At 43.9% G+C, this 6,596-nt stretch carries 3 protein-coding genes; all 3 read left to right on the forward strand.

Features of this window, described 5'->3' with window-relative positions:
- The first annotated feature begins 38 nt into the window (after window positions 1–38).
- The 3 genes from AC1DXF_RS24095 (at window position 39) to AC1DXF_RS24105 (ending at window position 6,204) form a co-directional block, all read left to right on the forward strand.
- The gene (locus AC1DXF_RS24095; protein ID WP_477451257.1) at window positions 39–653 is read left to right on the forward strand and encodes a class I SAM-dependent methyltransferase; all 615 of its coding nucleotides are present in this window, start codon (window positions 39–41) and stop codon (window positions 651–653) included.
- Window positions 654–1,441: 788 nt separating this feature from the next.
- Window positions 1,442–3,847 carry a glycoside hydrolase family 31 protein gene (locus AC1DXF_RS24100; protein ID WP_477451258.1) on the forward strand — a complete coding sequence of 802 codons (2,406 nt, stop codon included), beginning with the start codon at window positions 1,442–1,444 and terminating at the stop codon, window positions 3,845–3,847.
- Window positions 3,848–4,029: 182 nt separating this feature from the next.
- Complete coding sequence (locus AC1DXF_RS24105; RefSeq protein ID WP_477451259.1) at window positions 4,030–6,204, forward strand: carbohydrate binding family 9 domain-containing protein; 2,175 nt, start codon at window positions 4,030–4,032, stop codon at window positions 6,202–6,204.
- The last annotated feature ends 392 nt before the right edge of the window (window positions 6,205–6,596 follow it).

The following is a 6,596-nucleotide window of genomic DNA, read 5'->3' on the forward strand; positions in this document are numbered from 1 at the left end:
AAAGTTAAGGAATTTTCATATTATTCTTAATTTTCGCCATGCAAAATCAGCTTCAGCAAACATTTGGCAATATTGATATTTACCTGTTCGATCAGTTATTGAAAGGCCGGTTTGACAGCTGCAAAACTGTATTGGATGCCGGTTGCGGCGGCGGCCGTAACCTGGTTTACTTTTTACAAAACGGGTTTGATGTTTATGGTGTTGACCAAAGCCCCGCGGCTGTTGATGCGGTTAAGCAATTATCCGCCACGTTAGCGCCGGCTAATCCCCCGTCAAACTTTGCGGTATCCGGAGTTGAAGATCTGCCTTACCCTGATAACACTTTCGACCTGGTAATTTGCAGCGCGGTTTTACATTTTGCAAAGAGTATTGAACATTTCGACAACATGGTACACTCGCTTTGGCGGGTGCTTAAACCCGGCGGTTACTTTTTTGCCCGGCTGGCATCAGATATCGGGATTGAAAACCTGGTGAAGCCTGTTGATAACAACAACCGTTTCCTGCTCCCCGACGGTTCTGAACGTTTCCTGGTAGATGAACAAATCCTGCTGCGCTATGGCTTTGCGCTAAACGGCACGCTTTACGAACCCATAAAAACAACCAACGTTCAAAACCTACGGTGCATGACTACGTGGTGTTTGCAGAAAATATAAAACCTTATACCTACGAATACAGTTGACACACTTTTAGTATACTTTTAACTACTTTTAGTTTACTTTCCTGACACCCTTCTATCACTTTTGGCACCCCGTTAAATTTTTAATTTACTTATTTTCAAACACTTAAATCAAAAAAAAGTCTCATAACCTTTGTTTTTTTAACAAACGAGGGCGGTTATCAACCAATGATAACCGCCCTGCCGGGATACACTCAAATATACAAAAAACGGATGGACTAATCAAATAAAAATGATACAGGCCACGCTGTTAAAGCCAAAAATTAAACAGCGTTGGTTTAAAACCCCGCTGTTCGACGAGACTTCGAATCACTATGTCTGTAGTTCAAAACTACAATGGCTCAACCCAGCGCGATGAAAACAACATAACATTAATACTTTCTCTCACAATCCTGTAGTCTGGAGACTACAGGCATAATGGTTCGAAGAGACTCGTACAGCAAAGGACTTCAAACAGTTTAGAAACGAATAATATCGAACACTGAATTTCGAATGTCCAACGCCGAGTTTTTCCTTCATTATTCGATATTGGACATTCGGTGTTCGATATTAAATCGACTTTAACTCCTTAACTTAAACTTAATGACATTGATCGATAACCGGATAGAGGGTGCCGCCCGCCAAAGGCGGGCCGGCGGGTGAGTCTTCGCCTTACTGCAATTTTTTTTTCTCCAATTAAAAAAAGTACCTATATTCACGTTTTCAAAACAGGTGTTATTCTTACACTTATTATAAACTAATTTACTACTGTTCAATATGTTTAAAATGTTACCCACCTTAAATGCAAAAATAAAACAATCGATTGCGTTGTTTATTTTGCTGGCAGGCGCTATGGCCACAATTACTGCAAATGCTGCTGTTAAATCCTTTAAAAAAGGAACAGACGGCGTTACCTTTTCGTTAGATAAAGGCCTGATGAAGGTGCTTGTGCGCAGCGCCGACATCATCGAAGTAAAATATACCATTTTTGATGCCTTTGAAACCAAGCCATCGCTGGTGGTGGTTAACAGTTGGAAAACACCCACTGCCTACCAGGTAACATCAACCAAAACCGAGGTAATAATTACCACGGCAAAAATGAAGGTAAAAGTGAACAAGGCCACCAACGCCATTACTTATACCGACTTAAAAGGCAACGTAATTACCGCCGAAGACAACGAAAATAAAACGATAACACCCGCAACTATTGCAGGTATCAGTACCTATAATGTAAGCACACAGTTTACCTCGCCGGTAAACGAGGCGCTTTACGGTTTGGGCTGCCATCCACTGGATTCTTTATCCATCAACTATAAGGGCCGCAACCAGGAGTTGCTTATCAAATACCTTACCGGTGCCATCCCTGTCTTGCTTTCAACCAAGGGTTATGGCTTACTTTGGGACAACTATTCGGCATCAAATTTTTATGGCGCCGAGGCTGATAATACCAAATTCAAATATGTATCTGAAAGTGGTAAACAGGTAGATTATTTATTCTTCTACGGCCCTTCTTTTGATCATATTATCGATTCATATCGTATAGCAACCGGCCGTGCGCCAATGTTTGGCAAATGGGCTTACGGGCTTTTCCAATCGCAGGACAGGTACATGAGCGAGAAAGAGATCATAACCGTGAAAGACAATTACCGCAATAACCACATCCCGGTTGATGTAATTGTACAGGACTGGTATTACTGGGATCCGTTGCCAATTGGCTCGCACGTGATGAAGCCCGAGCGTTACCCTCACCCAAAACAAATGGTTGATGAACTGCACAAGGCAAACATCCATGCCATGATCTCGATATGGCCCGTATTTGGCAAAGGTACCCCCAACTATGATGCCCTTGAAAAAATGGGCGGCTTAACCGATATTACCTGGGATAATGTGGTTACCCATACTTTTGATACCTATTACGACGCCCACAACCCTAAAGCCCGCGAATTGTATTGGGACCAGGCTCGTGATAGCCTGGTAAAACGGTACGGTTTTGATGCCTGGTGGATTGACCAGTGCGAGCCTGATAACGGCGCTTTGCAGGATGCCCGCCGTCAAAGTAATTTCAGCATAGGCAAGGGGATTGACTATTTTAACACCTACTCGTTACAACATACCAAAGGCGTTTACGAAGGCTGGCGCAGGGATATTCCAAACAAACGCGCTTTCTTTTTGGTAAGGCAGTCATTTGCCGGCGAGCAGCGCAACGCGTCTACATTATGGTCGGGTGATATTGAGTGTACCTTTAAAGATTTCAAAAACCAGGTGCCACAGGGTATCAATGCCTGCGCATCTGGCTTGCCTTACTGGACATCAGATATCGGCGGTTACCACTTCCATTGGAAAGCTGCCGATTGGTCGCTGCCAGAGAAGCGTGAACTGTTTACCCGCTGGTTTCAGTTTGGCGCGTTTTCCCCTATCTTCCGCATCCACGGTAAAGGCGAGCGTGCATTATTTAGCGACAACTGGGATGCCAATACCAAAGCCATCCTGTTAAACTTTGATAAACTGCGTTACCGCCTGCTGCCATACATCTACTCGCTGGCCGGCAAGGTAACTACCGAAAACTATACCATGATGCGTGCCCTGACATTTGATTTCAGGAACGATGAAAAAGTATATGGCATTCCAGACCAATACATGTTTGGCCCTGCCTTTATGGTTAACCCGGTTACCGAGCAATTGTATACATCATCAAATGCTGATAAAAAGGCTAAAGCACGCCAGGTTTACCTGCCCGCTGCAACCAAATGGTACAACTTTTGGACAGGCGAAGTACTTGATGGCGGCCAAACCATCAGTGCTGCAGCCCCTATCGAGATATTGCCGCTTTATGTAAAAGCCGGTTCTATTATCCCAATGGGCCCACACATGGAATACGCCACAGAAAAACCTGCCAATAACATCGAGCTAAGGATTTATCCTGGTGCCGATGGTACATTCAAATTGTATGAAGACGAAAACGAGAATTACAATTACGAAAAAGGTGCTTTTGCCACCACCAACTTTACCTGGAACGATAAAGCCCGTAAACTAACCATATCTGATACCAAAGGCCACTTTAAGGGCATGCTCAAAAGCCACACATTTAACATTGTGCTGGTTAAAGGCGCACACGGATCGGATGTGGAAATAACAGGCAAAGCCGACAAAGTGGTTAAATACAGCGGTAAGGCGATGGTAGTTAACTTGTAAAAAAGAATCAAGAGTTAAGAATCAGGAGTCAAGACAGAAAGCTCTTGTGGTAATTGAAAAGGAAATTATTTCTACATTAATTCTTCTCTCTTAATTATTATCTTTCGGAAAAATATACCAGCCTGCAATAAAATGCAGGCTGATTTGTGTTTAAGCATTTCGAAAAATAAAATTAAAATCTGTTGAAGCCAACCAAACGCCTGTCGCCCCTTCAAATTATATTGTTATTGCTGGTTTTTTGTTTTGCGCCGTTTACTTCATCGGCACAAAAAAAGAATTCAGCATTTCAATATCATATCCGCAAAACATCGGCACCAATAACTATTGACGGGGTTATGGACGAGGCCTGGCATACAGCCGATTCGGCGGCCAGCTTTTTTATGGTAATGCCTATGGATACCAGCCTGGCCAGGCTGCATACCGAAGTACGGATGACCTTTGATAATAATAACCTGTACATTATAGCCACTTGCTATACTGCCGGGCCAGGCCAGTATATGGTAGAATCGCTGAAACGCGATTTCGCTTTTCAAAAAAACGATAATTTCATATTTTTTCTGGATCCCTTTGATACCCGTACAGACGGCTTTAGCTTTGGGGCCAATGCTGCAGGCGCCCAATGGGATGGCACCATGTACGAGGGCGGCAAGGTAGACCTGAGCTGGGATAACAAATGGACCTCGGTGGTAAAAAACTATCCCGATAAGTGGGTATTTGAAGCGGCCATCCCCTTTAAAAGCATTCGTTATAAAAAGGGCGTTGGCCAATGGGGCATTAACTTTAGCCGGAACGATTTGATAAGTACCGAAAAATCGAGCTGGGCGCCGGTACCAAGGCAGTTCCCCACCGCATCATTGGCTTATACCGGGTTATTGGTTTGGGACGAATTACCGCCCGATGCAGGAACCAACATCTCGCTTATTCCCTACGCGCTTACAGGCATATCAAAAGATTACATAGCCGGAACTAAAACCGATTGGAAAAAAGAAATAGGCGGCGACGCCAAAATCGGCCTTACCTCGTCGCTTAACCTCGACCTTACCGTTAACCCAGATTTTTCGCAGGTTGATGTAGACCAGCAAGTGGTTAATTTGAACAGGTATGAACTGTTTTTCCCCGAAAAGAGGCAGTTTTTTCTAGAGAACGGCGACCTGTTTGCAAACTTTGGCTACGCCGATATCCGGCCGTTTTTTTCGCGGCGTATAGGATTAAACGCACCAATCCGGTTTGGCACCAGGCTTACCGGCAAACTGGATAAAGACTGGCGGGTTGGGTTGATGGATATACAAACCGGCACATCTAACGATGCCCTTACCCCTGCCCAAAACTATGGTGTGCTCACCATGCAGCGACGCGTTTTTGGCCGCTCCAACATTGGGTTTATGTTTATCAATAAAGACGCCACGGGCACCTCAACTCCGGGCAATGCCTATAACCGTAACTTTGGTGTGGAATACAACCTGGCCTCGCCAAGCAATTTATGGACCGGCAAGCTTTTGGGGCTGAAATCATTTACACCCGGCTTAAAGGGGCACGACCTGGTTGCGGCTGCCCACCTGCAATACTTAAGCAAGTATTGGACGGTTTATTTGCAAGACGAATATGTGGGCAAAAATTATACCGCCGGGGTTGGATACGTACCAAGGGTTGGATACAACAAGATCAGTCCGCTAATTTTGCATAACTTTTTTCCCAAGGGCGGCGATGTGCTGATGCATGGCATTCAGTTAACCAGCAACTATTATTTTAACGAGAACTTTAAGCGTACAGATAACGAAAGCACTTTAGCCTACATAATGACGCTGCGGAACAAAAGCACGTTTACGGTATCGGGCATTAATACCTATATCAAACTATTGGTTCCCTTCGACCCAACCAATACCGGCAAAACGCCATTACCCATTGGTTCGCAACACCACTGGAACACGGTTGACATGCAATTTGTATCGAAGCCGCAGGCGCTATTTACTTATCTTTTAGAAGGGCTGCACGGCGGCTACTATGACGGAAACCGCACCAGCCTGATTGCTCAACTTGGCTATCGCTTTCAGCCTTATGTTAACCTGTTTGTAAACTCCTCATTTAATGATCTGCGCCTGCCCCAGCCTTATGGCGATACCCAATTTTGGCTCATTGGCCCTAAGGCAGACATCACATTAAGCAACACTCTATATTTTACCACTTATGTACAATACAACGGTCAGGTAAAAAACATCAATACCAATGTGCGCCTGCAGTGGCGCTACAAACCGGCATCAGATTTTTTTATTGTTTACGGGGATAACTCCATCCCCTCGCCCTATACCGTTAAAAACCGCCAACTGGTAGTAAAGTGGACTTATTGGTGTAATTTGTAATGGGGTTCGCGGGCGAGGTTCGCGTTGCGAGGTTCGGGAATTCAGATGTGTTGTCTGAACCGGAATTAAACGAATTGAGGAATTTTTTGAATTCTGTCAATTCATTAATTCGTTTAATTCCGGTCCAGAACAAAATTTTTCACATTTTCAAATCTTCAAATTCTCAAATTTTCAAATGGTCTATAATCTGCACATCAATGCCGTTTACTTAAGGAAAAGGTAAAAAAAGATTAGGATAATGAGGCTATTTTTCGTAAATTGATATCATAAAAGGATTTCCGGGAGCTATTTCTCAAGGAAGTAAAATCAACAATCGAAAATGAGTCATTTATTAACAGAAGCCGCTCAGAGAGCGGTAAAAAAGGGTTTTGTCGCAAGCGAAAGATTCATTT

The sequence above is a fragment of the Mucilaginibacter sp. P2_A5 genome, from assembly GCF_056404995.1.

What these genes read in the sequence shown, in the direction of transcription:
- AC1DXF_RS24100 (WP_477451258.1), top strand. Translation starts at nt 1,442, where the DNA reads ATGTTACCCACCTTAAATGCAAAAATAAAACAATCGATTGCGTTGTTT.
- AC1DXF_RS24095 (WP_477451257.1), top strand. Translation starts at nt 39, where the DNA reads ATGCAAAATCAGCTTCAGCAAACATTTGGCAATATTGATATTTACCTG.